General features: G+C 46.5%; 5 protein-coding genes. 1 reads left to right on the top strand and 4 read right to left on the bottom strand.

What is annotated here, in order from left to right; all coding sequences use genetic code 11:
* On the top strand, positions 1-1,118 hold a 1,118-nt coding region (locus tag IQR33_RS15035; protein ID WP_193843794.1), incomplete at its 5' end, for an acyltransferase family protein.
* A gap of 79 nt (positions 1,119-1,197) precedes the next feature.
* On the opposite strand, the gene IQR33_RS15030 is transcribed toward IQR33_RS15035, so the two are convergent.
* From IQR33_RS15030 to IQR33_RS33140, 4 genes are all read right to left on the bottom strand, one after another.
* Positions 1,198-1,668 carry an RES family NAD+ phosphorylase gene (locus tag IQR33_RS15030; RefSeq protein ID WP_005376497.1) on the bottom strand — a complete coding sequence of 157 codons (471 nt, stop codon included), beginning with the start codon at positions 1,666-1,668 and terminating at the stop codon, positions 1,198-1,200.
* Position 1,669: 1 nt separating this feature from the next.
* Entirely contained in the window at positions 1,670-2,122 is a 453-nt protein-coding gene (locus IQR33_RS15025; protein WP_005376498.1) for an antitoxin Xre/MbcA/ParS toxin-binding domain-containing protein, read from the bottom strand.
* A gap of 174 nt (positions 2,123-2,296) precedes the next feature.
* On the bottom strand, positions 2,297-4,471 hold the full coding sequence (gene katG / locus IQR33_RS15020; RefSeq protein ID WP_193837983.1) for a catalase/peroxidase HPI: 2,175 nt from the start codon (positions 4,469-4,471) through the stop codon (positions 2,297-2,299).
* A 186-nt stretch (positions 4,472-4,657) separates the two neighbouring features.
* On the bottom strand, positions 4,658-5,034 hold a 377-nt coding region (locus tag IQR33_RS33140; protein WP_265575789.1), incomplete at its 5' end, for a glutamate synthase-related protein.

The following is a 5,034-nucleotide window of genomic DNA, read 5'->3' as shown; positions in this document are numbered from 1 at the left end:
CGCTGCTGGTGCCGGTCATCGGTAGCGCGTTGGTGATTTTGTTTGCCTCTAAAGACAATGTCTGCGGTAGATTACTGAGCCTAAAGTGGGTCGTGTTCGTCGGCTTAATCAGTTACAGCTTATACTTGTGGCACATTCCATTATTTGTCTTTTACCGCTACGTGTTGGACACAACACAAGACATCAATATCCCACTTTACGTTGTCACTCTTTTTGTACTTTCTTACTTCACTTGGCGCTTTATTGAAAAGCCGTTCCGTAGCCGAAAAGCCATGAGCATGCGCACTGTGTCCGCGGTTATTGTGTTGTTGACGTTGCCCTTGCTAACGCTCGGCGTTATCGGTCATCAAAACGGTGGTTTTCCAGAAAGAAGCGCATTTTTCGAGGCCATGCGCGTTAACAACGGTTATGGTTTAGATTGCAACGGCAACACCAACGTTAACGATGTGTGCTCGTCTGCGCCGCAGCCCGCCATCGCTGTGTTAGGCAATAGTCACAGCATGGTTTACGTGAAGCGTCTATCCGAAGTAACACCAACTGGCGTGGTGCAACTTACTCAAGATTCCTGTGCGGTCGGTTATGTCGACATCCTAGAAGCTGCTGGCTCAATTTCTTGCCGACAGTTCTTCAATGAGGCTGTCGATACAATTCTAAGTACCCCTTCCATTCGTCGCGTTGTTATCTCTTCTAATTTCAATAAAGAGCTTTCACAAGCCGATTATGAAGCATCATTAACCAAATTATTGAATGAACTGAAAGGAAAGGAAGTGGTCGTTTTCGGTCCAACCCCTTCTGCACCGTTTGCGGTAGGAGAATGCCTTTGGAAAGCGCGTTTGTTTGGCGAGACAGAAGAGTCTGCCTGCGACTTTTCTCCCAAACAACATCACCCTCAAAACGTGGCGAAGTTAGTGAACTACTTTGAGCAATTTGAGCACGTTGAGTTTGTCGACTTGACCGATGCCATTTGCAGAAATGGCGTATGTCGAATGAGAGTTGGAGCAAACAATGCGATGTATACGGATGACAGCCATTTATCTTACAAAGGTGCTGAGTTGGTGCTTGGGCATTACCTCAACACTACAAATGAAGCGCAACAGTTCACTTACGACCGACAATAACCAAGGAAATAAACTTTTATGCTTCAGCGTTTATCTCAGGTAAGCGCTGAATGCTTTAAAGCAAGACAAAGCTAGGCGTCTATTTGAAAATGCGCGGATCAAACGCGAAATCGAGCTTTTCGGCTTTCTTGATGATCTCTTTCATTTTGGGATGATTTGGATTCACCACGTAGTTTTTATCACGAGGTGAAATCGTTGAAGGCACTTGCAGCGCGGCAAACTCTGGATGAGGATCATTGAGAAACTGATCACCAATGTACTGCGTAGACTCGCTCGCCGGTATTGCTCGCCACGTCACAGGGAGATCTTCTTCATCTAAGGTGGCGATGAGGTATTCTGGCATTTCAATACGATATAAATCGTAAAGTTTGGTGATAGCAGGATCGTTGTTTACGTGAACAAACACTTCCAACGAGCAAAGGGATTCCGATTCAGAGAAGTAGAGGGCTTCGGTTCCTTTTGAGTTCCATCGCCCTCCAAATAACTTTGCGCCAACGGGGCTGAATGGCGTGTCAGCAAATTTCTTTTGTGTGAGACGATAGAGCTTCATATTACGAGAATACCCCGTGCTCTAAACGGCCGATCAAATCTTTTACGATTTCAAAATCCACCGTGGTCGAGACCATATCAAGTGGACGTTTTCCACCTAAGCCATACACATTCTCTCTCATCCATTTTAACGCGCGCTCTTCGTCGTCAAACAGTTCTGTCGCGAGTTTCAATAACATCGCTAATCGATAGATTGCATCACTTTCTTGCGTATTGAAGCGTTCATCGTTTTTTAGACGACGCTTGACCGTGCTGACAGGTATCAATGTGACGTTTTGAAACTCACTCTGAGAAAGCTTCACACGCTCAACAATATTGCGATACACCTTTGGCTCAAAGCCTTTGTGAACCGCATCAGTGCGACCTGTTTCAGCGTCTTCAATACCCAACATAAACCAGAAATTGGCTTTATGAGGTTGTTTCGGTTTGAAGCTTTTTAATGCTGCAGTTGCCATATCAAGCTCCTGTGGTTCATATGGTCCAGTTATTATGGTTCAAATGAGCTTAATTTTCAATCAAAGTAACAATCAAAGTAAAAAGATAGGTAAAGAAAAAGGCGAGCTTTTCGCCCGCCTCTCTTACTTATTCATCAACTTTGTTTACGCATCTATCGATGAACATCGTTTCACTTATTGCAAGTCAAAACGATCCGCGTTCATGACTTTCGTCCATGCGGCGATGAAGTCATGGATGAATTTTTCCTGATTATCATCTTGCGCATACACTTCCGCATACGAACGCAGGATCGAGTTTGAACCAAAGACAAGATCCACTCGAGTAGCCGTCCACTTCACAGCGTCGGTTTTACGATCACGGATTTCATATTGATTAGCACTCACTGGTTTCCACGTATATGCCATGTCAGTAAGGTTCACGAAGAAATCATTCGACAAAGTGCCGACTCGCTCAGTAAATACGCCCTCTTTTCCACCGCCGTAGTTACTGCCTAGAACGCGCATACCACCGATAAGTACCGTCATTTCTGGCGCCGTTAGCCCCATAAGCTGAGCACGATCTAATAAAAGCTCTTCTGGCATAACCGCGTAGTCTTTCTTCAACCAATTTCGGAAACCGTCAGCAACAGGCTCAAGTACTTCGAACGATTCCACATCCGTCATCTCTTGGGTGGCATCACCTCGGCCTGGCGCGAATGGCACGGAAACATCATGACCTGCGGCACGCGCAGCCAGCTCAATACCTACGTTCCCAGCAATCACGATAGCGTCTGCAACACTACAGCCCTCTTCTGCTGCTATTTTTTCTAGCACAGCAAGAACACGGCTTAGACGTTCAGGTTCGTTCCCTTGCCAATCTTTTTGCGGAGCCAAGCGAATTCTCGCGCCATTTGCACCTCCTCGACGGTCAGAGCCACGGTAAGTACGCGCGCTATCCCACGCCGTACTGACTAACTCACTAATGGATAGGCCACTTGCTTCAATTTTTGTTTTCACTAAATCGACATCGTAGTCTGTCTTACCTGCGGGCGTTGGGTCTTGCCAAATAAGATCTTCGCTTGGCACATCTGGGCCGAAATAACATGATTTTGGTCCTAGATCGCGGTGTGTCAACTTAAACCAGGCACGAGCAAAAACGTCATCAAAGTACGCAGGGTCATTTTGGAACTTTTCTGCAATCTTACGATATTCAGGGTCCATTTTGAGCGCCATATCGGCGTCGGTCATGATTGGATTGTAGCGCTTAGAACCGTCTTCAACATCGACAGGCTTGTCTTGTTCTTCAATGTCGATTGGCTCCCATTGCCATGCGCCGGCTGGGCTCTTTTTCAGTTCCCAGTCATACTTAAATAGTAGGTGGAAGTATCCGTAATCCCATTGTGTAGGGTTTGTTGTCCAAGCACCTTCAATACCACTCGTTACCGCGTCACGGCCAATACCACGTGTTTTGTGATTAATCCAGCCAAGACCTTGCTCATGAACGTCTGCTGCTTCGGGCTCTGGGCCAAGGTTTGCGGCATCACCATTACCATGACACTTACCCACCGTGTGACCACCAGCTGTGAGCGCGACGGTTTCTTCATCGTTCATTGCCATTCGCGCAAAGGTCACTCGCATGTCATGTGCTGTTTTGAGAGGATCTGGGTTACCGTCTACCCCTTCAGGGTTCACATAGATAAGACCCATCATTACCGCAGCAAGCGGGTTTTCTAAATCTCGCTCACCAGAGTAGCGGCTGTTATCAGCGTCACTTGTGGCTAACCATTCTTGCTCAGAGCCCCAGTAAGTGTCTTTTTCTGGGTGCCAGATGTCCTCTCGTCCAAACGCAAAGCCAAAGGTCTTAAAGCCCATGGATTCGTACGCCATGTTACCGGCAAGGACAATCAGGTCTGCCCAACTTAGTTTGTTGCCATATTTTTTCTTGATTGGCCATAAAAGGCGTCGAGCCTTATCCAGGTTGGCGTTATCTGGCCAAGAGTTGAGAGGAGCAAAGCGTTGGTTGCCTGTAGCAGCACCGCCACGGCCATCCGCAATACGATAACTGCCCGCTGCATGCCATGCCATTCGGATCATTAAACCACCGTAGTGTCCCCAGTCGGCAGGCCACCAGTCTTGGCTATCAGTCATTAAATCTTTTAAATCTTTTTTAAGTGCTTCGACATCTAGCTTTTTCAGTTCTTCTTTGTAATTAAAGTCCTGGCCAAATGGGTTGGTTTTGGAGTCGTGTTGATGCAGGATGTCTAAGTTCAAGGCATTCGGCCACCAATCCATCACCGACTTATCTGTAGATGTTTGCCCACCATGCATAACTGGACATTTACCTACCGAACCGCCGTTTGCTTTGCTCATATAATGCTCCTTCGTGTCGTGGTTGTGGTAACCACTCTTTGTTATTCAATAAATCGAATATCCACCTCAAACAGCGTAGTTCATACACTGTTTTTTTAGTTAACGCCAAGTCAAAATTTCAAACATTTCAGCGAATAAATAATTGTTATCAAACATGTACCTATATGCAGAAAATATGGATAGAGATCAGTTTAAGTCCATACCTGAATACTTAATCCCAGACAGCCTCGCCATGTTGTGATCCCAGGTCGCTAAATCATGATGACTAAATTCATTCAGAGCGTGATGACCACACGCCCTCGCCATGACTTTCATGAGCTCGACCGAGGATTCGAAGAAATTTTTCAGTTGCTGGGATGACTTTTCAACGTCGAGACGCTGCCTCAAATCGGCATTTTGTGTCGCAATGCCTGCCGGGCAATTATTGGTGTTGCAGATGCGAGCCGCGACACAACCGATCGATTGCATCGCACTGTTTGCTATCGCTACTCCGTCTGCTCCAAGTGCCAACGCTTTGACAAAATCCGTAGGAACTCGCAACCCACCGGTGATGATTAATGTGA

Source organism: Vibrio sp. OPT46 (assembly GCF_015163535.1).
Taxonomy (GTDB): Bacteria; Pseudomonadota; Gammaproteobacteria; order Enterobacterales; family Vibrionaceae; genus Vibrio; species Vibrio alginolyticus.
This window is presented reverse-complemented; position numbering and strand designations above follow the sequence as displayed.